Annotated in this window: 22 protein-coding genes; 10 read left to right on the top strand and 12 right to left on the bottom strand. The window is 70.7% G+C overall.

Going from position 1 to position 23,995, the window contains the following annotated elements; all coding sequences use genetic code 11:
* Positions 1 to 72 precede the first annotated feature (72 nt).
* The 3 genes from OG870_RS31700 (at position 73) to OG870_RS31690 (ending at position 3,410) form a co-directional block, all read left to right on the top strand.
* Positions 73 to 1,668 (top strand): MFS transporter, encoded by a 1,596-nt coding sequence (locus OG870_RS31700; RefSeq protein ID WP_266521696.1) that lies wholly within the window; start codon positions 73 to 75, stop codon positions 1,666 to 1,668.
* 61 nt (positions 1,669 to 1,729) lie between these two features.
* On the top strand, positions 1,730 to 2,644 hold the full coding sequence (locus OG870_RS31695; RefSeq protein ID WP_266590012.1) for an SDR family NAD(P)-dependent oxidoreductase: 915 nt from the start codon (positions 1,730 to 1,732) through the stop codon (positions 2,642 to 2,644).
* Positions 2,631 to 3,410 (top strand): thioesterase II family protein, encoded by a 780-nt coding sequence (locus OG870_RS31690; protein WP_266590010.1) that lies wholly within the window; start codon positions 2,631 to 2,633, stop codon positions 3,408 to 3,410. The genes OG870_RS31695 and OG870_RS31690 overlap by 14 nt, the downstream gene beginning before the upstream one ends.
* Positions 3,411 to 3,509: 99 nt before the next feature.
* Here OG870_RS31690 and OG870_RS31685 read toward each other — a convergent pair whose 3' ends face one another.
* The 4 genes from OG870_RS31685 to OG870_RS31670 form a co-directional block, all read right to left on the bottom strand.
* On the bottom strand, positions 3,510 to 4,847 hold the full coding sequence (locus tag OG870_RS31685) for a hypothetical protein (RefSeq protein WP_266521690.1): 1,338 nt from the start codon (positions 4,845 to 4,847) through the stop codon (positions 3,510 to 3,512).
* On the bottom strand, positions 4,837 to 5,394 hold the full coding sequence (locus OG870_RS31680) for a DUF6114 domain-containing protein (protein ID WP_266521688.1): 558 nt from the start codon (positions 5,392 to 5,394) through the stop codon (positions 4,837 to 4,839). Before OG870_RS31680 ends, OG870_RS31685 begins: the two co-directional genes overlap by 11 nt.
* 130 nt (positions 5,395 to 5,524) lie before the next feature.
* The gene (locus OG870_RS31675; RefSeq protein ID WP_266521686.1) at positions 5,525 to 6,157 is read right to left on the bottom strand and encodes a DUF6230 family protein; all 633 of its coding nucleotides are present in this window, start codon (positions 6,155 to 6,157) and stop codon (positions 5,525 to 5,527) included.
* A 648-nt stretch (positions 6,158 to 6,805) separates the two neighbouring features.
* On the bottom strand, positions 6,806 to 7,786 hold the full coding sequence (locus tag OG870_RS31670; RefSeq protein WP_266521684.1) for a tetratricopeptide repeat protein: 981 nt from the start codon (positions 7,784 to 7,786) through the stop codon (positions 6,806 to 6,808).
* A 210-nt stretch (positions 7,787 to 7,996) separates the two neighbouring features.
* Between OG870_RS31670 and OG870_RS31665 the strand changes: the two genes are divergently transcribed.
* Complete coding sequence (locus OG870_RS31665) at positions 7,997 to 8,629, top strand: TetR/AcrR family transcriptional regulator (protein WP_266521682.1); 633 nt, start codon at positions 7,997 to 7,999, stop codon at positions 8,627 to 8,629.
* 214 nt (positions 8,630 to 8,843) lie between these two features.
* Here OG870_RS31665 and OG870_RS31660 read toward each other — a convergent pair whose 3' ends face one another.
* The 5 genes from OG870_RS31660 to OG870_RS31640 all read right to left on the bottom strand — a co-directional run bounded on the left by OG870_RS31660 (position 8,844) and on the right by OG870_RS31640 (position 12,281).
* On the bottom strand, positions 8,844 to 10,538 hold the full coding sequence (locus OG870_RS31660) for an acyl-CoA mutase large subunit family protein (protein ID WP_327691758.1): 1,695 nt from the start codon (positions 10,536 to 10,538) through the stop codon (positions 8,844 to 8,846).
* A 78-nt stretch (positions 10,539 to 10,616) separates the two neighbouring features.
* Complete coding sequence (locus OG870_RS31655; RefSeq protein ID WP_266843902.1) at positions 10,617 to 10,955, bottom strand: DUF3817 domain-containing protein; 339 nt, start codon at positions 10,953 to 10,955, stop codon at positions 10,617 to 10,619.
* A gap of 43 nt (positions 10,956 to 10,998) precedes the next feature.
* Entirely contained in the window at positions 10,999 to 11,508 is a 510-nt protein-coding gene (locus OG870_RS31650; protein WP_266521674.1) for a MarR family winged helix-turn-helix transcriptional regulator, read from the bottom strand.
* Positions 11,509 to 11,637: 129 nt separating this feature from the next.
* Entirely contained in the window at positions 11,638 to 11,931 is a 294-nt protein-coding gene (locus OG870_RS31645) for an MTH1187 family thiamine-binding protein (protein ID WP_266521672.1), read from the bottom strand.
* Complete coding sequence (locus OG870_RS31640; RefSeq protein ID WP_266521670.1) at positions 11,928 to 12,281, bottom strand: DUF3817 domain-containing protein; 354 nt, start codon at positions 12,279 to 12,281, stop codon at positions 11,928 to 11,930. The genes OG870_RS31645 and OG870_RS31640 overlap by 4 nt, the downstream gene beginning before the upstream one ends.
* 157 nt (positions 12,282 to 12,438) lie before the next feature.
* Between OG870_RS31640 and OG870_RS31635 the strand changes: the two genes are divergently transcribed.
* The 4 genes from OG870_RS31635 to OG870_RS31620 all read left to right on the top strand — a co-directional run bounded on the left by OG870_RS31635 (position 12,439) and on the right by OG870_RS31620 (position 15,098).
* On the top strand, positions 12,439 to 13,071 hold the full coding sequence (locus tag OG870_RS31635) for an AIM24 family protein (protein WP_266844844.1): 633 nt from the start codon (positions 12,439 to 12,441) through the stop codon (positions 13,069 to 13,071).
* Between the two features lies 1 nt (position 13,072).
* Positions 13,073 to 13,723, top strand: coding sequence for an AIM24 family protein (locus OG870_RS31630; protein ID WP_266592496.1), 651 nt, complete (start codon positions 13,073 to 13,075; stop codon positions 13,721 to 13,723).
* Between the two features lie 2 nt (positions 13,724 to 13,725).
* Entirely contained in the window at positions 13,726 to 14,523 is a 798-nt protein-coding gene (locus OG870_RS31625; protein WP_327692339.1) for an AIM24 family protein, read from the top strand.
* A gap of 95 nt (positions 14,524 to 14,618) precedes the next feature.
* Positions 14,619 to 15,098, top strand: a complete 480-nt coding sequence (locus tag OG870_RS31620) for a MarR family winged helix-turn-helix transcriptional regulator (RefSeq protein ID WP_266521668.1) — start codon at positions 14,619 to 14,621, stop codon at positions 15,096 to 15,098.
* 420 nt (positions 15,099 to 15,518) lie between these two features.
* Here the strand turns inward: OG870_RS31620 and OG870_RS31615 are convergent, their stop codons facing one another.
* The 3 genes from OG870_RS31615 to OG870_RS31605 form a co-directional block, all read right to left on the bottom strand.
* On the bottom strand, positions 15,519 to 16,745 hold the full coding sequence (locus OG870_RS31615) for an MFS transporter (protein WP_327691757.1): 1,227 nt from the start codon (positions 16,743 to 16,745) through the stop codon (positions 15,519 to 15,521).
* Positions 16,746 to 16,920: 175 nt separating this feature from the next.
* Entirely contained in the window at positions 16,921 to 17,877 is a 957-nt protein-coding gene (gene meaB, locus OG870_RS31610; protein ID WP_266521665.1) for a methylmalonyl Co-A mutase-associated GTPase MeaB, read from the bottom strand.
* Positions 17,878 to 17,912: 35 nt separating this feature from the next.
* A complete protein-coding gene (locus tag OG870_RS31605) occupies positions 17,913 to 19,115 on the bottom strand; it encodes an acetyl-CoA C-acetyltransferase (protein WP_266521663.1) in 1,203 nt (400 codons plus the stop codon).
* 148 nt (positions 19,116 to 19,263) lie between these two features.
* Between OG870_RS31605 and mce the strand changes: the two genes are divergently transcribed.
* On the top strand, positions 19,264 to 19,704 hold the full coding sequence (gene mce / locus OG870_RS31600) for a methylmalonyl-CoA epimerase (protein WP_266926386.1): 441 nt from the start codon (positions 19,264 to 19,266) through the stop codon (positions 19,702 to 19,704).
* Between the two features lie 386 nt (positions 19,705 to 20,090).
* Positions 20,091 to 23,975, top strand: a complete 3,885-nt coding sequence (gene scy / locus OG870_RS31595; protein WP_266589995.1) for a polarized growth protein Scy — start codon at positions 20,091 to 20,093, stop codon at positions 23,973 to 23,975.
* Positions 23,976 to 23,995 lie beyond the last annotated feature (20 nt).

Genomic DNA, 23,995 nt, shown 5'->3' with positions numbered 1-23,995 from the left:
CGTTCGACACAAGCCGGACGCAAGACCGGTCGGCGCAAGGCCGGTTGCCCCACCATCACCGAGGAGCTGGACTTGTCGGCCACACCCAACGGACTGCCCCACGCGCGCGTGTGGACGCTCACGATCGTGTCCACCGCGGCGTTCATGCTCATGCTCGACCTGACGGTGGTGAACGTCGCCCTGCCGCACATGCGCACCGCGCTCCGGGCGGACTTCTCCGACCTTCAGTGGGTGCTGGACGCCTACGCGCTCACCCTGGCCGTCTTCCTGCTCACCGGCGGCTCGCTCGCCGACCGGCTCGGGCGCAAGCGGGTCTTCCAGACCGGCTTCGTCGTCTTCACCCTCGCCTCACTGGCCTGCGGCCTGGCCCCGGACGTGACGGCGCTGAACATCGCCCGCGCGGCCCAGGGCCTGGGCGCGGCCCTGCTCTTCGCCGTCGGCCCCGCGCTGATCGGTCACGAGTACCGGGGCAAGGACCGCGGCCTCGCCTTCGGCGTCTTCGGGGCGGTCTCGGGCCTCGCCATCGCCTTCGGTCCGCTGATCGGCGGGGCGCTCACCGACCTGCTGAGCTGGCGGTGGATCTTCCTGGTGAACGTCCCCATCGGCGTGGCGGTGGTACTCGTCGGCGCATGGCGGCTCAAGGAGTCCCGCGATCCCCAGCCGCACGGAGTCGACTGGGCGGGCCTGGCCGTCTTCAGCGCCGCACTGACCCTGGTGGTCCTCGGCTTCATGCGCGGCCAGGCCGAGGGATGGACCAGCCCGCTGATACTCGGCATGTTCACGGCCGGGATCGTCCTGCTGGCGGTCTTCGTCCCGCTGGAGCTGCGCAGGGGCGCCGCGGCGATGCTGGACCTGTCGCTGTTCCGGATACCCACGTTCAACGGGATCTCCCTCACCGCCTTCATCGCCAACGCGACGGTGCTGTCCGCCATCTTCCTCCAGGGCTCCTACATGGAGAACGTGCTCGGCCACTCCCCCTGGGAGACCGGTGTGCGCTTCCTCCCGCTGACCCTGACGCTGTTCGCCGCCGCGGCGGCGACCGGCCCGCTCACCGTGTCGCTCCCGCCGCGGCTGCTCGTCGGGACCGCGCTCGCCTGCATCGCCGTGGGCCTCTTCCTGATGGGCCGGGTGACGGTCGAGGACGAGTGGACCGCGCTGCTGCCCAGCATGATCGTCAGCGGCGTCGGGCTCGGCATGTTCAATCCGCCGCGTGCGTCGCTGTGCATCGGGGTGACCGAACCGGCCAAGGCGGGCATGGCCTCGGGCATCGGCGAGACCTTCCAGCAGGTGGGGGTCGCCGTGGGCATCGCGGGGTTCGGAGCCCTGTTCCAGAACCGGGTCGTCGACGCGTTCACCCATTCGGACGCCGGGCGGCAGCTCGGCCCGCACGCCGCGGAGGCCGGCCGGGCCGCGGCCGCCGGTGGGGGCCGGGAACTGACCGCCACCCTTCCGCCCGCCCTGGCCGACCAGGTCACCGCCGCCGCGCGCGCCGCGTTCGTGCACGGCCTGAACGACGTGCTGTTCGCGTGCGGGGTGCTCGCCTCGGTCGGCGCGGTGATCGGCTTCGTCTTCATCCGCTCCACGGACCTCCACTCCAGCGCGCTGGGGGACGCCTCTGCGCTCGACACACCACGGACCATGGCGGCCTCGGGCGACAGACCGGCATGACAGAGTGATTGACAGACCTACGTCCGCGCCTCAACTCCCGTCGCAACAAGAGGAATTCAACGTGACCACGTCCATCATCGTCACTGGCGCCTCCGCCGGCCTTGGGGAGATCACCGCCGGGGATCTCGCCGCCCTCGGCCACCATGTGATCCTGGCCTGCCGCAGCGTCGAGCGCGGCGAGGCTGCGGCCGAGCGCATCCGGTCCCGTACTCCCGGCGCCTCTCTGGAGGTGCTCGAACTCGACCTCGCCTCACTGGACTCGGTCCGCACGGCGGCCGCGAAGCTGCTGGCGGACAGCGGCCGGCCACCGCTGCACGCGCTGGTGTGCAACGCGGGCGTCCAGGTCGTCAACGGAGTGCAGCAGTCGGCCGACGGACACGAACTCACCTTCGCCACCAACCACTTGGGCCACTTCCTGCTCATCCGGCTGCTCGCCGACCACATCGTGGCGCCGGGCCGGATCGTGCTGGTGTCCAGCGAGGTGCATCAGGGCCCGCGCAAGTCGATGGGATTCCCCGCGCCGCACTGGCAGCACCCCAAGGCGCTCGCCGACCCGGCGCAGACCGAGCTGGGCGGCTCCCCCAAGGCGGGCCGCGTCCGTTACGCCACCTCCAAGCTCGCCAACCTCTATCTGACGTACGAACTGGCCCCGCGCGTCGCCGAACTCGGCATCACCGTCAACGCCTTCGACCCGGGCCTGATGCCGGAGACCGGACTCGACCGGGACTGGCCGCAGTGGACACAGCGGATCTACCACGCGATGGCCCCGGTGCTGGTCCGTGTCCTGCCCGGTACCCGCTCCGTGGCCGGCTCCGGCAGTGACCTGGCCTGGCTGACCACCTCCCCCGACGTCGCCGATGTCACCGGGACCTACTTCTCGGGGCGCAAGCGGCGCGAGAGCTCCCCGCAGTCGCACGACGCGGCCCGCGCGGCCGAGCTGTGGGACGTCTCGGAGGAACTCGTTGCCGAACGCTGAGCCCACCCGGGACGGGACCACCGACTGGATCAAGTGCTTCCACCCCTCCCCCTCCGCGGCCGTCCGGCTGGTGTGCTTTCCGCACGCGGGGGGATCGGCCGGGACGTATCTGAAGCTCTCCGCACGGCTACGGCACGAGGTCGAGGTCCTGGCCGTGCAGTACCCGGGGCGGCAGGACCGCTCGGCCGAGCCGCCCCCGCACGACCTGCACGCCCTCGCGGACCGGGCGAGCGAAGCCGTCGTCGCCCGCGGCACCGGGCCCTGCGTCCTGTTCGGGCACAGCATGGGGGCCGTCGTCGCCTACGAGGTCGCCGCCCGCCTGGAAGCCCGCGGCGCCGGCCCGTTGGGAGTGGTCGTCTCCGGCAGCCCCGCCCCCTCCGCACCTCGGGAACGGACGATCCACCACCTCGGTGACGACGCGCTCCTGGCCGAGATCAGGCGCCTGTCGGGCACCGACCCGCGGGTCCTGGCCCACGAGGACCTGATGAGGCTGGCGCTTCCCGCGGTGCGTGGCGACTACACGGCGCTGGAGACCTACGTCCACCCTCGGGGACAGCGGCTCGGCTGCCCCGTCAGGGTCGTGGTCGGCGACCAGGACCCCCTGGTGACACCGAAGGCGGCCGAATCCTGGGCGGAGCACACCGCCGGCACCTGTGACGTGCGGGTGCTGCCGGGCGGGCACTTCTATCTCCAGGAGCAGCAGGACGAACTGGCGGCCCTCACCCTGACCTGGATCGACACCCTGCGCACGACGCCGACCCGCTGAGCCGCAGCCACAAACGGGTGTGTACGCACTGAGGGCGCCCCTCCGAAGAGGGGCGCCCTCAGCTCTGTGCGCGGCTCCCGAACGGGTCTGTGGTGGCGCTCAGCCGGCTCCGTCGGTCGTGTACACATGCATCCCGGGGATGTGCAGCGTCCCGCCGAACTGACCGGCCTGGACGACCTTCACGTGAGTGAAGTAGATCAGCGGGATGTTGAGCGGCGGCGGGCTGTCCGGGCTGAACGTGATCGGGATCAGCCCGAACAGGTTGCCCGAGATGGACTCCGTGTACATCGTGACGGCGCCGTCGCGGAAGGTGGACGTCGTACCCGAACCGGCCTGCACGTGGTAGGTCTTCCCGGCGTTCTTGTCCTTGACCGTCTGGTGCAGGTCACCGATGTCGACACCGCCGGAAACGACGTACTTCAGCACCTTCTTGGTGGTGCCGTTCGCCGTCTTCACCTTGACGATGCCCTGGTAGTCGGCCTTCTGCAGCAGCAGCGAGCTGGCGTCCAGGTACCAGGGGTCGTCCGGCAGCGTCACCTTGTTGTCGACGCCGCCCTCGTCGTCCGTGGCGGTCGGGCAGTTCGCCGCGTCGGCACCGGAGCTCGGCGAGGGACTCGCGGAGGAGGTGGCCTCGCCGGCCGCCTTCTCCACCGTCTTGGTGGCGCTGTCGGCCGCCTTGGACGCCTTGTCGGTCGTGTCCTTCACGGTGTCGCCCACCGTGTCGGTGACCTTCTTGGTCGTGTCCTTGACGCTGTCCGTGACGCTCTTGTCCGAGGACGTCGACGAGTCCTTGCTCGCGCTCGCCGAGGGGGAGGACGCGGACGGCGTCGGGCTCGCGCTCGACGTGGAGCTGCCGCTGCCCCCTGTGAAGAGGCCGCCGATCGCGTCGCCGAGGTCGTTCAGCAGACCGCCACCGCTGCTCGCGGACGCCGAGGGGCTCGGCGTGGCGGTGTCGCCGCTCGACGAGTCCTTGCTCGAACTCTCCGAGGCGGACGGCGCGGGCGTCGCCTTGTCGTCGGAACCTGAATCCGACGAACCCGACGATCCCGCCTTGCCCGAGTCGGAGGCGTCCTTCGAGGAGGTGGACGACGGTGAAGGCGTCGCCTTCTCGTCCGACGGGCTCGAACTCTCCGAGGCGGACGGCGACGGCGAGGCCGACGCGTCGTCGCCCAGAGCGGCCACACAGTCCTTGTACTCGTCCGCGGTCAGGCTCTTCGCCGTCGGAGCACCCGAACCGCCGCTGTCCGCGAGGGCGAGCGAGGACGTGAACCCCATTCCCATGAGGACCGCCGTCGGCATCGCCACCGTGGCTATCGCCTTGCCGGCCGGCATGTGGAACCTGGTGAACAGCGGCTTCTTGGGTGCCGCGTGGCGCGGCCCGGTTCTCACGCGGGACTCGTCCACATCCGTCCCGTGGGTCACCTCGTCAGCCGGCACTGTGCCTCCCGTTCGCCCCGTTCGCCGGGCTCGTTCCTGACAGATCGTTGGACTCACCCAGCACGGGCTTGAGGATGGTGGTGTCCGGGTCCAGTGCCTCGGGGGCGGGGCCCGCTGCCGGTGTGCCCTCTCGCGCGGCCTCGGCCGGCGGCTCGCCCGGCGCCCAGGACACGGCCATCGCCCCGCCGACCAGCGAGAGCAGGAAGCCCAGCAGGAAACCGCCGAGGTTCGAGACGGGGATGGAGACCAGTCCCAGCAGGATCGCCGCGATACCCGCGAAGGTACGGACGTGCTTCTGGAACCAGAGACTGAAGCCCAGGACCACCAGCAGCACACCGATGATCAGGGACCCGGCGCCCGCGGTGGTGGCCATCGCCAGAGTCAGATGCCCGACCTGCAGGTGGGCGTACGGGAAGTAGGCGATGGGGAGTCCGGCGAGCATGACGAACAGGCCGGCCCAGAACGGCCGCGTGCCCCGCCAGGCGCGGAACTGCACCCTCCGGCGACTGAACTGGCCGGCGGGTACGGCAGGAGTCTCGGCGCTCATGGAATACAGCTCCCTGTACGGCTTTGCTGTGGTGATGGTGCTGTGGTGGTGAGTTGCACCACGTGTGAAGAATGTGGTGGAAGGGCGACGGGCGGGGGCGCCATAGGCTCCCCCGCCCGTCAGCGAGTGCTTAGTAGCACTCCTTGACACCCGTCGAGACGGACATCTTCAGCCCACTGAGCTTGAAGGTTCCGGCAGTGGTGGCCCACGCCGTCTGCTTCACGCTGCTCAGCGAGGCCGAGTCCGCCTGCTGTGCGAATCCGTACGGGTTCGCGGTGTCACCGCTGTGGATGCCGGGACCCTTGCTGGCGTCCTTGGCGGCCACACCGATGTCGATGTTCTTGAACGTCGCGTCGGCGCTCAGGTCATCGAGGTCGATGTAGAGGTTGTCGGCCTCGACCGGCTGGCTGCCGCCACCGGCCTTGAGGATCAGGCTGACACTGCCGATCACCGGGATGTCCGGGGTCACGACGGACTGGCACAGGTTCTTGATGGTCGCGGACTTGAACGCCGAGACCGCGACCGGGTGCGCCGTCTTCTTGCCGTCGAGGGTGTACCCCGAGTCAATGGCTCCGTACTGCGAGAAGCCGGTGCCTTCCAGCTGGTCGGCCGTCACCTTGAACTGCTGGCCGGACACGCTGAACGACGCGGCGAGAGCGCCCTGCGCGAGGGCGACACCTATCGCGGCCGTAGCGGCGACGCTGGGCACCATGACCACAGCGAACCGCTTCCATCTGGTCCCGCCACGCACCTGGGACTCCATATTTCCTCCTTCTCGGACGTACATCTCCTGGCCCTGGCTGCCCCCAATTGGCGGCTCAGCCGGGCAGGGATGGGAGAAGTGCTACGTCCTCGGGAAGGAGAGCGCCTGTACTCGGAGGCGCTGAAACCGCGCACCGATCACCGGCGATCACCCCCGAGCGACAACCACTGGTCGCGCCTGACACACATCACGCACAACCTTGCTGGACAGGCTCCGCCGAGTGGGCGAAGACCCCCCTGTCCAAGAGCCGGCGCCAGTGGCGCCGCCTCTGCTCGGTGGGGACCCAGGAAGCCCCGCGACCCAACCGGCTGCCGGGGTACGGGAATGGACCGAGCGTCGCCGATCGTGGTGCATTCTCGCCGCCCGCACAAGGGGCTTCGTTACTGGGTAGTAACGGCCGGATAACCGAACAACGACCCACAGGTCTCGGGCGGCGACGGAGGGTGCAGTCAGGGCCAGAGACAAAACCGTTGATCATTGGACAGAAACCGACAGATCAACGCCCGAAACTTACTTGCAGTAACAGCGGCCGCGTTTACCAAGATTTGGTAAAGCGCGGCCGCATTGACGTTCCGTCGGCAAATCTTTCACTCGGGCACCACATGCCCCGGCGTTTAACGACAGGTCAGAACCGGCCTGCCGCCCCGCTCAGAACAGGGCCCGTGCGAGCGCCCGACGCGCGCCCGCCACCCGCGGATCATCCGCCCCAACGACCTCGAAGAGCTCCAGCAGCCTCAGACGTACCGTGTCGCGGTCGTCACCCGCCGTGCGCCCCACGGTCTCGATGAGCCGCCCGAAGGCGTCCTCCACATGACCGCCGACCAGATCCAGGTCCGCGGCGACGATCTGCGCCTGCACATCGGCCGGCTTCTCGGCGGCGTCCTTGCGCACCCGCTGGGGGTCGAGCCCCTGCACGCGCTGGAGCAACTCGGCCTGGGCGAGACCCAGCTTGGCCTCCGGGTTGCCCGGGTCGTCGCTGAGCACGTTCCGGTAGGCCTGGACGGCACCGCCGAAGTCCCCTGAATCCAGGGCGCGTACGGCGGCTTCGAGCAGCGCGTCGTACGGTCCGGCCGGCATCGCCTCGGCTTCCGCCTGGCCGCCGCCCGACTCGGCGTCCGGGTCGACCGCCAGTCCGGTCAGACCGAAACGCTCCTCGGCGACCTGCACCAACTGGTCGAGGGTCTGCCGGATCTGCTGTTCGCCGGCGGCCCCCTGGAAGAGCGGCAGCGCCTGCCCGGCGACGACGGCGAACACCGCGGGGATCCCCTGGATCCCGAACTGCTGCATCAGCATCTGGTTGGCGTCGACGTCGACCTTGGCAAGGAGGAAGCGCCCGGCGTACTCGACGGCGAGCCGCTCCAGGACGGGACTCAACTGCTTGCAGGGCTCGCACCACTCGGCCCAGAAGTCGATGACGACGGGCACCTCGGTGGACCGCTGCAGGACATCGCGCTCGAATCCGGCCTCGTCGACGTCGATCACCAGATCGGCCGGGGAGACGGCTCCCGGGCCGCCGCCCTGCCGGGCGGCTTCGGCGCGCGCCTGCTCCGCCTTCGTCTTGGCCTCCTGGGCCGCCTTCACCGCGGCGAGGTCGACGACTCCGCTCATGGACATGTTCCGTGGCTGCATGCGCCTATCCTCCCCCGTCCGCGCGCGGTGTGTGAAAAGCCATGTGAAAGCCGGTCGTACTGCGCTGTGTTCGGCGCCGGGTCCCCACCCCGCGCCACGCCAGTGGTTTCGCTACGAGTCGTAGCGTAATGGCACCGCGTGCCTCCCGGACACCACCCCCCGGTGATCTCCCTCACGGCCTCACAGGAACCGCCGGTTTATGGTCAGGGGATGCAGAGCCGCACTCCCGCCCCACGCGCCTCAGGACGCCCGCGCAGCGCCGAGGCCGATGCCGCGATCCTCGCGGCCACCCGGGAGGCGCTGGTGGAGCTGGGCTGGTCCAAGCTCACCCTGGGAGACGTGGCGACCCGCGCCGGGGTTGCGAAGACGACCCTCTACCGCCGCTGGGCGGGCAAGAACGAGCTGGTGGTCGACGCGGTGGCCGAGCTCTTCGACGAACTCGTGCTCCCCGACCGCGGCACCCTGGCCGCCGACATCGAGGGTGTCGTCCTGCAGTTCGCCGCGATCCTGGCCCGCCCGGAGGCCAAGAGCGGCCTGATGGCGGTGGTCGCGGAGTCCATCCGCGACGAGGCGTTGCGGGAGCGGATCCGCGACTCGATCGTCGACCGGCAGAAACGGCTGGTTCTGGAGGGCCGGTCGCGCGCCCAGATCCGCGGCGAACTGCCCCCGGAGACGGATCCGGGCGAGGCGGACCGCACGGTCGATCTGATCTTCGACGTGGTGGCCGGGGCGGTGGTCCACCGCACCCTGGTGAGCGCGGAGCCGGCGGACGAGGAGTGGGTACGCCGGTTCACCCAGGTCCTGCTCACCGGGCTCACGTCCATCAGCCCGTCCGGCGAATGAGGACGAGGCCGTAGGCCGACGGGGGTCCAGGGGCGGAACCCCTTGGCACCTAGTGCCGCAACAGGCAACGTTCGCCCCGTCGCGACGCCCGGCACGCACTCTCACCGCACCGGCCGAAAGCCCAAGTACGTCCAGTACGAGGACTTCCGGCCGGCACGCCGAGAGCACGCACCGGACGCCGCTCCTTGACGGGCAAACGTTCCCTGCCGCGGCACTAGAACCCCGCAGGCTCCGTGTACACCCCCCACTCGTCCCGCAGCACCCCGCAGATCTCGCCGAGGGTCGCCTCCGCGCGTACGGCGCCGAGCATCGGCTCGATCATGTTCGCGCCGGACCGGGCCGCGGCGAGCGTCCCGTCCAGCGCCGTGCGCACCGCGGCCTCGTCACGCGCCGCCCGCCGGCCGGAGAGCACCCGCACCTGCTCCCGCTCGACCTCGTGGCTGACCCGCAGGATCTCCAGGTTCCCGGTGACGGATCCGTGGTGGACGTTCACGCCCACGACCCTCTTCTCGCCCTTCTCCAGGGCCTGTTGGTACCGGAATGCCGACTCGGCGATCTCGCCGGTGAACCAGCCGTCCTCGATCCCGCGCAGGATTCCGGAGGTGATCGGGCCGATGGAGTGCCGGCCGTCCGGATGCGCCCGCAGCCCACGCTCCCTGATCCGCTCGAAGATCTTCTCCGCGTCCGCCTCGATCCGGTCCGTCAGCTGCTCGACGAACCACGAACCCCCCAGCGGATCGGCCACGTTGGCGACCCCGGTCTCCTCCATGAGCACCTGCTGGGTCCTCAGGGCGATCTCAGCGGCCTGCTCGCTCGGCAGTGCCAGGGTCTCGTCCAGGGCGTTGGTGTGCAGCGAGTTGGTCCCGCCGAGCACCGCCGCGAGCGCCTCCACCGCCGTACGCACGACGTTGTTGTACGGCTGCTGGGCGGTCAGGGACACACCGGCGGTCTGCGTGTGGAAGCGCAGCCACTGCGCCTTCTCGGACCGGGCGCCGTAGACGTCCCGCATCCAGCGCGCCCAGATGCGGCGTGCCGCGCGGAACTTGGCGATCTCCTCGAAGAAGTCCACGTGCGCGTCGAAGAAGAAGGACAGCCCGGGCGCGAAGACGTCCACGTCCAGCCCGCGGCTGAGCCCCAACTCCACGTACCCGAACCCGTCGGCCAGCGTGTAGGCCAGCTCCTGCGCGGCCGTCGCACCGGCCTCGCGGATGTGGTAGCCGGAGACCGACAGCGGTTTGTAGGCGGGGATCCGGGCGGCGCAGTACTCCATCAGGTCGCCGATGAGGCGCAGATGCGGCTCGGGCTGGAAGAGCCACTCCTTCTGGGCGATGTACTCCTTGAAGATGTCGGTCTGGAGCGTGCCGTTGAGCACCCGCGGGTCGACACCCTGCCGTTCGGCGGCCACGAGGTACATGCAGAAGACGGAGGTGGTGACGTCACCCAGCGGGATGTCACGGAACAGCACCTCCATGTCGGCGGCCGAGTCGACGGCGACCCCGCAGTGCCCGACCTCGCCCCGGGAGTGCGGCTCGTCGGAGTCCCGCCCCATGAGGGTCGGCATGTCGAAGGCCACGGACAGTCCCCCGCCGCCGTTGGCGAGGATCGTCCTGTAGCGCTCGTTGGTCTGCTCGGCGTTCCCGAACCCGGCGAACTGCCGGATGGTCCACGTCCGCCCCCGGTATCCGGTCGGATACAGCCCGCGCGTGAAGGGGTACTCCCCCGGCCACCCGATCCGCTCGAAGCCCTCGTACGCGTCCCCGGGCCGGGGCCCGTACACGGGCTCCACGGGATCCCCGGAGAGCGTGGTGCGCGTCCGGTTCTTCGGGCCCCCGGTGCCCTCGCGCCCGCGCGAGGCGTCGTACCGGGCCTGCCAGCGACGGCGGCCCTCCTCGATGGCGTCAGCGTTCATACCATCGAATTTACTTGGACGTCCTAGTACATGTCGATGGAAGACCGCCGCACGCGTGTCCGTGCGGCGGTGGGGTGGTTACGCCTTGGCGACCGCGGGAGACGGGCCGGCGGCCTTGGCCTCCAGCTCGTGGCTGATCTTCCGCTCGACGAAGAAGGCGGCCGTCGGGATCGTGCCCGCGAGCAGCACCCACAGCTGCTTGCCCACCGGCCACTTCGCCTTGGAGCCCAGGTCGAAGGCGAAGATCAGGTAGACCACGTAGAGCCAGCCGTGCGCGATGGCGACGACGCGGGTGAAGTCCGCGGCGCCGTCGACGTCCAGGCCGTACTTGGCGATCATGCTCAGGCACAGCAGGACCAGCAGCACACCGGTGACGTAGGCCATGACGCGGTAGCGGGTCAGCACGCTCTTCTTCATGGCGTCGAGCGTAACCGCCCGTTCCGGGAGATCTTGGGCGGGGTCAGTCCGCGTCGAAGTCGCTCGCCGCCACCCGCAGCGGCCGCAGCATCGCGAAGATCTCCCCGCACTCCTCGGCGTCGTAGGCACCGAGGCCGAAGTCCATCGCCATCAGGTCGCGGGTGGCCGCCTCGACGACCTCGCGGCCCTTGTCGGTGATGGAGGCGAGGGTGCCCCGCCCGTCGTTGGGGTTGGGGCGCTTGGCCATCAGGCCCGACTTCACCAGCCGGTCCACGGTGTTGGTCACCGACGTCGGATGCACCATGAGGCGCTCGCCGATCTTGGACATCGTCAGCTCGCCCTCCCTGGAGAAGGTGAGCAGCACCAGCGCCTCGTACCGCGCGAACGTGAGTCCGTACGGCTTCACCACCGCGTCGACCTCGGCGAGCAGGATCTGGTGCGCACGCATGATCGAGGTGATGGCCGCCATCGACGGCACGTTTCCCCAGCGCTGCTTCCAGAGTTCGTCGGCGCGGGCGATCGGATCGAAGGGAAGACTGAGCGGCTTCGGCACGGCATCGACCTTACCGGCCGGTCACATGCTGGTCAGCCCCGTCTCGCCTTTCGGTCCGCCGAGCGGCCGGGACGGGCGACGGACAGCGGGCCGGACCCCGCGCCCCGGCCCACAGCCCATAGCTCTCGACTACTGGGCCAGATACCGCTCCACCGTCTCCACCTTGGCGGTGAGACCGTCCTTCACTCCCGGGCGGATGTCGGCCTTGAGGACGAGGGACACGCGCGGTGCCCGTGCCTCGACCGCGGCGACGGCGCGCCTGACGACGTCCATGACCTCGTCCCACTCGCCCTCGATGCTCGTGAACATCGCGTCGGTGCGGTGGGGCAGACCCGACTCGCGGACCACGCGGACGGCGTCGGCGACGTACTCCCCCACCTCGTCGCCGACCCCCAACGGTGTCACGGAGAAGGCGACGATCATGCGTTCACGATCCCTTCCTGGCGGGCGCGCGAGGCGATGGCTGCGTTGACAGCGTTCTCGGCGGCGCGCTTGAGCTTGCGCTCGGCGAAGAAGCCGCCGGTGGGCAGGACGGAGAGGACGAAGTAGAAGGCCGCGGTCCTCAGCGGCCACTTGGTGCGGTTCCAGGCGTCGGCCCAGAAGATCACGTACAGGATGAACAGGACGCCGTGGACCATGCCCATCACCGGCACCGCGTTGAAGTCCGTGGTCCGCTTCAGCACGGAGCAGACCAGCAGCAGGAGGAAGGACACGGCCTCGGGGGCCGAGACGAGTCGGAGCCGGCGCAGGGCGGTGGCGGTCTTGAGGTCCACGGGTCACCTTCGGTGGGAGACGGTCGCTCTTTGTGAATGTAAGCACAAGCGTTCGTCCATTCTGACAAACCGTCGCTCTCAGGGTGCGGTCAGGGTCCCTCTCCACCTTTGAGCCCTGTTCGGCGCAGCCGCCCGCGGTTACCTTCGCAACGTGGCGATGTTCCGACTTCAAGGAAGCAAGGTGCTCGCCGTCGACATGACCGGGGACGCCGTGAAGGCGAAGAACGGCTCGATGGTCGCGTACGACGGGCAGATGGCCTTCAAGAAGCTCAGCGGCGGCGGTGAGGGCATCCGGGGGATGGTGACCCGGCGGATCACCGGCGAGCAGATGACCGTGATGGAGGTGAAGGGGCACGGCACGTGCTGGTTCGCGGACCGCGCCTCCGAGATCAACCTCGTCAGCCTCCAGGGGGACAAGCTGTACGTGGAGTCGAGCAATCTGCTCGCGACCGACACCGGTCTCAGGACCGGCACGACCTTCACCGGAATGCGCGGCGCCTCACAGGGCAACGGACTGTTCACGACGACCGTCGAGGGCCACGGCCAGGCGGCGATCATGTCGGACGGCCAGGCGGTGGTGCTGCGGGTGAGCGCGCAGTACCCGCTGACCGTCGACCCCGGCGCCTACATCGCGCACCAGGGAAATCTGCGGCAGTCCTTCCAGTCCGGTGTGACCTTCCGCACGCTCCTCGGGGAGGGCGGCGGCGAGGCCTTCCAGATCCGCTTCGAGGGGGACGGGCTGGTGTACGTACAGCCGAGCGAGCGCAACACGATCGCGGGTGATGTGTGACATGACCCTGCGCGAGATCAACTCCAAGATGGTCGAGGCGACCGTCCTGCCCGGTCAGCGGCTGTTCAGCCAGCGTGGCGCCATGCTCGCCTACAAGGGCGAGGTCTCCTTCACCCCGAACATCCAGGGCGGCCAGGGCGGGGTCATGTCGATGATCGGCCGCCGGGTCGCCAACGAGGCCACGCCCCTGATGAGCGTGGAGGGCAGCGGCACGGTCCTGTTCGGGCACGGCGGCCACCACGTCCACGTCATCAACCTCACCGGCGACACCCTCTACGTCGAGGCGGACCGCCTGCTCGCCTTCGAGGGCACGCTCCAGCAGGGCACGATGTTCATGGGCTCGCAGGGCGGCGTCATGGGCATGGTGCGCGGCCAGGTCACCGGCCAGGGGCTGTTCACGACCACCCTCAAGGGCCACGGCGCCGTCGCCGTGATGGCCCACGGCGGTGTCTTCGAGCTCCCGATCACCCCCCAGCGGCCCGTCCACGTCGACCCGCAGGCGTACGTCGCCCACCACGGCGACGTCCGCAACAAGCTGTCCACGGCGCTGGGCTGGCGCGACATGGTGGGCCGCGGCTCCGGCGAGGCCTTCCAGTTGGAGCTCAGCGGCAGCGGCGCGGTCTACGTCCAGGCCTCGGAGGAGAAGCTGTGAGCATGTACGGGGCTCCGGGCGGCAGCCCGACGGTCTTCGACCCGATGACCCTGCCGGTCGACGACAACGTGAACAAGTACACCTTCTGCGTCGAGCTCAAGGGGAGCCAGTGGTTCCTGCAGAAGGGGAAGATGATCGCCTACTACGGCTCGATGGAGTTCAACGGCATCGGGCACGGGCGACTCGACCGACTTGTCCGTACGTCCTTTCATTCGCCACTGCACGCGAGCGACTGGGTCGTGGCGGAGGGCTCGGGCAAGATGCTCCTCGCCGACCGGGCCTTCGACGTGAATTCGTACGACCTGGAAGACGGCAACCTGACCATTCGCTCGGGCAACCTGCTCGCTTTTCAGCCAAGTCTCGCTCTCAAGCAATCAATCGTGCCGGGTTTTCTGACCCTGATCGGAACCGGAAAGTTCGTGGCTGCATCTAACGGTCCGGTGGTGTTCATCGAACCGCCGATCCGGGTGGACCCGCAGGCACTCGTCGGCTGGGCCGACTGCCCCTCGCCGTGCCACCACTACGACCACGGCTACCTGACGGGCGTCATGGGGGGTCTACGTGCGATGACAGGCCTCGGCGGGGCCTCCGGGGAGGAGCACCAGTTCGAGTTCATCGGGGCCGGCACGGTACTGCTCCAGTCCTCGGAGACCCTGATGGCCGAGCAGGCCACCGGAGCGGTTCCCCAGCAGGCCGGCGTGCCCGGTGGCGGCGGGGCACACGCGGGCCCTTCGCAGCAAGCCGGCACACCGCGCCTTCCCGGACAGCTGGGGGACCTCCAGCGTCGCTTCGGGCTGTGAGCGGTAGTCTGCGGAGTGTGACGTCGAACGTGTGCACGCCACCGTCACGCCACCCTCACTAGTTCGCCTTTCAACATTTTAGGTAGACTTGATTCATGGAGACCGAGACGGCCACTCGCTGGCTGACCGATGCGGAGCAGTGCGCCTGGCGCACCCACCTGGAGGTCAACAGGCTGTTGACGTACCAGCTCGAGAGGGACCTGCAGCCGTTCGGCCTGACGATGAACGACTACGAGATCCTGGTGAACCTCTCCGAGTCGGAGGACGTACGGATGCGCATGAGCGATCTCGCATCCGCCACCCTCCAGTCCAAGAGCCGCCTCTCCCACCAGATCACCCGGATGGAGAACGCGAACCTGGTCCGCCGTGAGAACTGCGAGTCCGACCGCCGCGGGCTCTACGCGGTCCTCACCGAGCACGGCTTGGAAACGATGCAGAAGGTCGCGCCGCACCATGTGGGGTCCGTGCGCCGCCACTTCATCGATCTGCTGTCCCCCGAGGCCATGGCGGAACTCGACAAGGCCCTGAAGCCCATCGCGCAGCACCTCCGCGGGCAGCGGGGGCGCCGGCCCTAGGGTCCGCGCGGCAGGACACACCGGGCCGTGCGGCACCTGGTACGCCCAGGACCGCACGGCCCACTTTTCGCTGACCGCGCGAGGCCGACGGGCAGGGCACGGCCCCGACCGGCAGGCGGCAGGCGGCGGGCGCGCACGCGCGGCGCCGGCCCGCACGCTGCCCCGCGGCACGTCAGCCAGTCGTACCAGCGCCGGCTGCCGGACCTGGAGTGGTCGACGAACAGCCGGGTGCACCGCGTGTCCGGGAACGCCCGGCCGCGACGGCGGCCGCCGGACTACCGCACCGCCCGGCCGGGATCCGTGTCTCGCCCTGTCGGCGGACTCGCCCAGTACCTCCGTGCGGCCTCGTGCACGGCCCGACGGTGCCGCCTCGGGCAACCCGTGGAAACCGGGAGGAAGCCAGGAGAAGCCGGGGGCAGGTCAGGCTGTTCCGGTCCGGTCCGGCCCGGCGACCGTCACCGTCACCGTCGTCAGGGCCGTCAGCAGTACGACGCCGCCGGTCGCCGCGAAACACCAGCCCGTCGGCAAGGCCCCGGCCAGCACGCCGGCGGCTGAGGTTCCGGCCGTGCCGCCCGCGTTGACGGCCGTGTTGACCCAGGCGCCGGCGCGGACGCGGGTGTCCGGTGCGGCGGACTCGTCGGCGATGAGGTAGGCCGTGGTGATCGCCGGGGACACGAAGAACCCGGCCACGGTGGCGGCCAGGGCGAGCGTGACGAGGTCCGGGACCAGGGCGGCGCCGAGGAGCGCGAGCCCCAGCCCGGCGGTCAGCAGGGGCAGCCGCCTCCCCGCCGGGGCCCGCCAGGTCACCGCCCCGTTGAGCAGTCCGCCGACGGCGCTCCCAGCGGACAGGGCGGCCAGTACCCAGGCCACGCTGTCACCGCCGTACCCCTGCCGCCCGGTGAACGCGACGACCAGCAGATCGACCGCGCCGAGCGCGAGCCCGACGCCCGCGGCGGCGGTCACGGGCCGTCGGAGCCCGAGCAGTATCGGCCGCCCGCCGGACCGGTGCCGCGCCGGCCCGTCCTGTGACCGCGTGTCCCGTACCGCCGGCGACGACACGAACCCGACGGTCCCGACCACGATCAGCGCCGTGCCGAGGACGATCCCGGCCGTCGGCGGGGCGAAGCCCACGAGGACGCCGACCAGCAACGGCCCCGAGACGAAGAGCAGTTCCTCGGCGACGCCGTCGAGGCTGTAGGCGCGCTGCAACAGATCACGGTCCGGGGCGAGTCGGCCCCAGACGGCGCGCATGGTCGGGCCCAGCGGCGGAGTACAGGCGCCCGCCGCGGCGGTCACCGCCCCCAGAGTCAGCGGCGAGGCGGCACCCGGACGCCCGAGGAGCACCGTCAGCAGCCCGAGCAGGGCAGCGTAGGCGACGACCATCGGGATGAGCGCGCGGCGCGGGCCGTGCCGGTCGGTGAGGGCCGCCCTCGCGGGCGACAGGAAGACGCTGGTGCCGCCGAACAGGGCCATGACGGTGCCCGCCACCGCGTAGGACCCGGTGGCCCGGGTCACGGCGAGCATCACGGACAGCGGGACGACGCCGTACGACAGTCTGCCGAGCAGGGCGGCGGCGAAGGTGCGGCGGGCATGCGGGATACGAAGGACGGCGGCGTACGACGGCCGTCCGACCGGTATGGAAGACACGGGAGTCCTCGACTCGAGGCGGAAAGGGGACGCCTGATCGCCGCGCGGGCCGTGCGGTCGGTCACCGCTCGCCGTGCGCGGGCTCGGGCGTGCCCTATGCCAGGAGGAGGTACATGTGCATCAACGTAGCAGCGGGGTTGGGGAGTTGGCGACGGGGATGCGGGAAAGGCCCGCCTCAGCCCTCCGTCAGCCCCGCCACCAGCTCGTCCGCGGCACCGTACGGATCCAGTTCCCCGCCCACGATCCGCTCCGCCAGCACACTCAGCCGGCGATCGCCGTGCAGGTCGCCGATGCGGGCGCGCAGGGCCGTCACCGCGATGGTCTCCACCTCGCGGGACGCACGGGCGAGGCGGCGTTGCGCCAGCACTCCCCGCTCCTCCATCCACGCGCGGTGCTTCTCCAGGGCCTCGACGACCTCGTCGACGCCCTCGGCGCGCGCGGCGACCGTCTTGACGATCGGCGGGCGCCAGTCACCGGGACCGCGGGACTCGCCCAGGCCCAGCATGTGGTTCAGCTCGCGGGCGGTGGCGTCCGCACCGTCCCGGTCCGCCTTGTTGACGACGTAGACGTCGCCGATCTCGAGGATTCCGGCCTTCGCCGCCTGGATGCCGTCGCCCATGCCCGGGGCCAGCATCACCACGCTCGTGTCCGCCTGGGAGGCGATCTCCACCTCCGACTGGCCCACGCCCACCGTCTCGACCAGGATCACGTCGCAGCCCGCCGCGTCCAGCACGCGGATCGCCTGCGGGGCGGCCCAGGCGAGGCCACCGAGGTGACCACGGGTCGCCATGGAGCGGATGTAGACACCTGGGTCCGAGGCGTGGTCCGACATACGGACGCGGTCACCGAGGAGCGCGCCGCCCGAGAAGGGGGACGACGGGTCGACGGCCAGGACGCCGACCCGTCTGCCCTGATTGCGGTACGCCGTCACGAGCGCGGAGGTCGACGTGGACTTGCCGACGCCCGGGGAACCGGTCAGACCGACCACGTACGCGTTCCCCGTGAGCGGAGCAAGTGCCTCCATGACCTCCCTGAGCTGCGGGGACGCCCCCTCGACCAGCGAGATCAGCCGGGCCACGGCCCGCGGCCGGCCTTCCCTGGCCTGGGCCACCAGGGTGGAGACGTCCTGCATCACAGCTCCGTTCAGAGAATTGCCCGGCGACGGGTTCAGGCCTTGGGTACCCGCACGATCAGCGCGTCACCCTGACCGCCGCCGCCGCACAGCGCGGCCGCGCCGACGCCGCCGCCCCGGCGCTTGAGCTCCAGTGCCAGGTGCAGGACGAGCCGGGCGCCGGACATGCCGATCGGGTGGCCCAGGGCGATCGCTCCGCCGTTGACATTCACCTTTTCCGTGGAAATCCCGAGGTCCTTCATTGACTGCACGGCCACGGCCGCGAAGGCCTCGTTGATCTCGACGAGGTCCAGGTCCTCGACCTCCAGGCCCTCCTTCTTCAGGGCGTGCGCGATCGCGTTGGACGGCTGGGACTGCAGGGAGTTGTCCGGACCCGCCACATTGCCGTGCGCGCCGATCTCCGCGATCCAGTCCAGGCCCAGCTCCAGCGCCTTGGCCTTGCTCATCACGACCACGGCCGCCGCACCGTCCGAGATCTGCGAGGCGGAGCCGGCGGTGATCGTGCCGTCCCGGGTGAACGCCGGGCGCAGCTTGCCCAGGGACTCCGCGGTGGTGTCGCCGCGGATGCCCTCGTCCTTGCTGAAGAGGACCGGCTCACCCTTGCGCTGCGGGATCTCCACCGGGGTGATCTCGGCCTCGAAGATGCCGTTCTTCTGGGCGGCGGCGGCGCGCTGGTGGGACAGGGCGGCGATCTCGTCCTGTTCGGGGCGCTGGATGCCGAGGCGCGTGTTGTGCTTCTCCGTCGACTCGCCCATGGCGATGTTCTCGAAGGCGTCGGTCAGGCCGTCGTGGGCCATGGCGTCGAGCATCTCGATCGCCCCGTACTTGAAGCCCTCGCGGGACTTCGGCAGCAGGTGGGGGGCGTTGGTCATGGACTCCTGGCCGCCCGCGACGATCACGTCGAACTCGCCGGCGCGGATCAGCTGGTCGGCGAGGGCGATGGCGTCGAGGCCGGACAGACACACCTTGTTGACGGTGAGTGCCGGGACGTTCATCGGGATGCCGGCCTTGACCGCGGCCTGGCGTGCCGGGATCTGGCCCGCGCCGGCCTGCAGGACCTGACCCATGATCACGTACTGGACCTGGTCGCCACCGATCCCCGCACGGTCGAGGGCGGCCTTGATCGCGAAGCCGCCGAGGTCGGCTCCGGAGAAGGACTTGAGAGAGCCGAGCAACCGCCCCATCGGGGTGCGAGCACCCGCGACGATCACGGAGGTCGTGCTGTTCGTTCCAGACATGAGGTGCGATCCCCTTCCAGCTGCACAGCTGAAGAAGTGAACGAGGGTTTACTTCGAATGTACTGAGTGGCACTCCGTGCCGTCACCCGGCCGTCGGTGTGATCGCGCGCACGTTGCGTAACCACTGGGGGAGCGCTGCACTAACACCATGCTGACGCGAATCGACCACATCGGGATCGCCTGCTTCGACCTCGACAAAACTGTCGAGTTCTACCGGGCCACGTACGGCTTCGAGGTGTTCCACTCCGAGGTCAACGAGGAGCAGGGCGTGCGCGAGGCCATGCTCAAGATCAACGACACGTCCGACGGCGGCGCCTCCTACCTGCAGCTTCTAGAGCCGACGCGTCCGGACTCGACCGTCGCCAAGTGGCTCGACAAGAACGGCGAGGGCGTCCACCACATCGCTTTCGGTACGGCGGATGTCGACAGCGAGGCCGCGGACATCCGCGACAAGGGCGTACGCGTGCTGTACGAAGAGCCGCGACGCGGTTCCATGGGGTCACGGATCACGTTCCTGCACCCCAAGGATTGCCACGGCGTTCTGACAGAACTGGTCACTTCGGCGCCTGTTGAGTCACCTGAGCACTGACCCCCGTACATATGGGCCGGTAGGGTTGGGGGCGGTCGCCGCTTCTTGGGGGGTGACCCGGTCCTGGCGTCTGAGGTGGCGCCTGCCGTACGACGCCTGGCACGCACGCTCGCCGCGCTGCCGAAAGGCCCTGGTGGCTCCCCGCTACAAGGACCTTCCGGCGCCTTGCGACCGCATGTGCCGGACGACGCGCGGCCCGCTCTGAGGGCGGACGACGCCACCTTTTGACACCGGGACCGCCGGGGACCGGGTTTCGGGGGGCGGGCGTCGGGGCAGCAGCCCGTGCTCCGCCGTTGATCTGACACCATTCCCCGGGGGCCCCGTTCGGCGGATGGACGGAGCTCGTATGGCCAGACTTGCGACCAGGGGACGGATGGGACCGCGCAGTGCGGGGCTACGAACGCCAGGAGCGAGAGCCGGCGGCTGACGTCGACCACCTCTCTCGGTTCGAGGCCGAGATGGAGCGGCTGAAGACCGAGCGGGAAAAGGCGATCCAGCACGCCGAGGACCTCGGCTACCAGGTCGAGGTGCTGCGCGCCAAGCTGCACGAGGCGCGCCGCACCATCATGTCCCGGCCCTCCTACGACGCCGGTGGCGGCGACATCGGCTACCAGGCCGAGCAGTTGCTGCGCAACGCGCAGGTCCAGGCCGACCAGCTGCGCCAGGACGCCGAGCGCGAGCTGAGCCAGGCGCGGGCGCAGACCCAGCGCATCCTCCAGGAACACGCGGAGAACGCGGCCCGGCTGCAGGCGGAGCTGCACCAGGAGGCGGTCACCCGGCGCCAGCAGCTCGACCAGGAGCTGTCGGAGCGCCGGCAGACCGTCGAGTCGCACGTCAACGAGAACGTGGCATGGGCGGAGCAGCTGCGCGCCCGTTCGGAGTCCCAGGCACGCCGGCTGCTGGAGGAGTCCCGCGCCGAGGCCGAGCAGGCCATGGCCGCCGCGCGCGCCGAGGCCGAGCGGGTCGCGACCGAGGCCCGGCAGCGCCTGGAGGCCGACGCCGAGGCGGCCCGCGCGGAGGCCGAGCAGCTGCTGCTCAGGGCCCGTACGGACGCCGAGCGGCTGCTGAACGCCGCGTCCACGCAGGCTCAGGAGGCCACCGACCACGCGGAGCAGCTGCGCACCTCCACCGTCTCCGAGTCGGACTCCGCCCGCCGTCAGGCGCAGGAGCTGAGCCGGACCGCCGAGCAGCGGATGACGGAGGCCGAGGAGGCGCTGCGCAAGGCGCAGGCCGAGGCCGACAAGCTCGTCACCGAGGCCACGGCGGCGGCCGAGAAGGCCCTCGCGAGCGCCGAGTCGACGAACGAGCAGCGCACCCGTACGGCGAAGGAGCAGGTCGCCCGGCTGGTCGAGGAGGCCACCAAGGAGGCGGAGTCCACCAGGTCGGACGCCGAGCAGGCCGTCGAGGACGCCCGCGCGGAGGCCGAGCGGATCGTCGCGGAGGCCGCCGAGAAGGCCCGCACGCTCACCGCCGAGGAGAGCGCGACCCAGCTGTCGAAGGCGGCCAAGACCGCCGAGGACGTCCTCAACAAGGCGCAGGAGGACGCGCAGAACACCACCAAGGCGGCCGCCGAGGAGGCCGAGCGGATCCGCCGCGAGGCGGAGACCGAGGCCGACCGGCTGCGCGCCGAGGCGCACGACATCGCCGAGCAGCTCAAGGGCTCGGCGAAGGACGACACCAAGGAGTACCGCGCCAAGACGGTCGAGCTGCAGGAGGAGGCGCGCCGGCTGCGCGGCGAGGCCGAGCAGCTGCGTGCCGACGCGGTCGCCGAGGGCGAGAAGATCCGCGCGGAGGCCCGCAAGGAGGCCGTCCAGCAGATCGAGGAGGCGGCCAAGACCGCCGAGGAGCTGCTGGCGAAGGCCAAGCAGGACGCGGACGAGCTGCGCCAGAAAGCCACGACGGACAGCGAGAAGGTCCGTACGGAGGCAATCGAGCGGGCGACCACGCTGCGCCGGCAGGCCGAGGAGACGCTGCAGCGCACCCGTCAGGAGGCCGAGCGGCACCGCGAGGAGGTCGTCGAGCAGGCCGAGGGCATCAAGGCCGACGCCGAGCACGCCGCGCGCGAGCTGCACGAGGAGACCGAGCGGGCCATAGAGGCACGCCGCGCGGAGGCCGCCGAGGAGCTGACGCGGCTGCACGCGGAGACCGAGGACCGGCTCGCCGCCGCCGAGCTGGCGCTGACCGAGGCCCGCGAGGAGGCGTCGCGCATCCGCCGCGAGGCCGCCGAGGAGGCCGACCGGCTGCGCGCCGAGGCCGCCGAACGGATCCGCACCCTGCAGCAGCAGGCCGAGGCGGAGGCCGACCGGCTGCGCAGCGAGGCCGCGTCGGACGCGTCCGCCTCGCGTGCCGAGAGCGAGGCCGTCGCCATACGCCTGCGGTCGGAGGCCGCGGCCGAGGCCGAGCGGCTGAAGTCGGAGGCCCAGGACACCGCCGACCGGGTACGGGCGGAGGCACAGGCCGCCGCCGAGCGACTCGGCACGGAGGCGTCGGAGACGCTGGCCGCCGCACAGGAGGAGGCCGGCCGGCGCCGGCGCGAGGCCGAGGAGACCCTCGGCGCCGCGCGTGCCGAGGCCGACCAGGAGCGCGAGCGGGCCCGCGAGCAGAGCGAGGAGCTGCTGGCCTCGGCGCGCAACCGCGTCGAGGAGGCACAGGCCGAGGCGGTCCGGCTGGTCGAGGAGGCCGACCGGCGCGCGAACGAGATGGTGTCGGCCGCCGAGCAACACGCCCAGCAGGTACGGGACTCCGTGGCCGGGCTGCACGAGCAGGCCCAGGAGGAGATCGCCGGGCTGCGCAGCGCCGCCGAGCACGCGGCGGACCACACCCGGCGCGAGGCGCAGGAGGAATCGGACCGGGTCCGCGCCGACGCCTACTCCGAGCGGGAGCGGGCGTCCGAGGACGCGGGCCGGATCCGGCGCGAGGCGCGGGAGGAGACGGACGCCGCCAAGTCGCTCGCGGAGCGCACGGTCTCGGAGGCGATCGCGGAGTCCGAGCGGCTGCGTTCGGAGGCCGCCGAGTACGCACAGCGGGTGCGTACGGAGGCGTCGGACGCGATCGCCGAGTCCGACCAGGCGGCGGCGCGCACCCGGGCGGACGCCCGCGACGACGCCAACCGCATCCGGTCGGACGCCGCCACCCAGGCGGACACCCTCATCACCGAGGCGCGCAGCGAGGCGGAGCGGCTCACGACGGAGACGATCGCTGACACCGACCGGCTGCGTTCCGACACGGCCGCCGAGGCCGAGCGGGTGCGGGCCGAGGCGGTCACCAAGGCCGAGAAGCTCATCGCGGACGCCGCCGGGGACGCGGAGCGGCTGCGGGCCGAGGCCGCCGAGACGGTCGGCTCCGCGCAGCAGCACGCCGAGCGGGTACGCAGCGAGTCCGAGCGCGTCAAGGCCGGCGCGGCCACGGAGGCCGAGCGGCTGGTCAACGCGGCGCGCGAGGAAGCCGACCGGACCCTCGACGAGGCCCGCAGGGACGCCAACAAACGGCGCTCCGACGTGGCCGAGCAGGTCGACACGCTCATCACGGAGACCACGGCCGAGGCCGACAAGCTGCTCACCGAGGCACAGCAGCAGGCCCACAAGACCACCGCCGACGCCGAGGCGCAGGCCGACTCCATGGTGGGCGCGGCCCGCACGGAGGCGGAGCGCCTGGTGTCGGAGGCCACGATCGAGGGCAACTCGCGGGTGGAGAAGGCCCGTACGGACGCGGACGAGCTGCTCGTCGGCGCCCGCCGTGACGCCACGCAGATCCGGGAGCGCGCGGAGGAGCTGCGCGACCGGATCACGGGCGAGATCGAGGCGCTCCACGAGCGGGCCCGGCGCGAGTCCGCCGAGACGATGAAGTCCACGGGCGACCGCTGCGACGCGCTCATCAAGGCCGCCGAGGAGCAGCTGGCCAAGGCACAGGCGAAGGCCAGGGAGCTGGTCTCGGAGGCGAACTCCGAGGCGGGCAAGGTCCGTATCGCCGCCGTGAAGAAGGCCGAGGGGCTCCTGAAGGAGGCCGAGCTGAAGAAGTCGGCGCTCGTGAAGGAGGCCGAGGAGCTCAAGGCCGAGGCGATCCGCGAGGCCCGGCGCACGGTCGAGGAAGGCAAGCGGGAGCTGGAGATCCTGGTGCGCCGGCGCGAGGACATCAACGCCGAGATCTCCCGTGTCCAGGACGTGCTGGAGGCGTTGGAGTCTTTCGAGACCCCAACGGCGGGCAAGGACGGCGGCGTCAAGGCGGGCGTCACGGTCGGCGCCCCTCGTTCGGGTAAGCCGTCGGACAGCTGATCGACAGGTCCAAAACCGGC

It is taken from the genome of Streptomyces sp. NBC_00461 (genome assembly GCF_036013935.1).
Taxonomy (GTDB): Bacteria; Actinomycetota; Actinomycetes; order Streptomycetales; family Streptomycetaceae; genus Streptomyces.
This window is presented reverse-complemented; position numbering and strand designations above follow the sequence as displayed.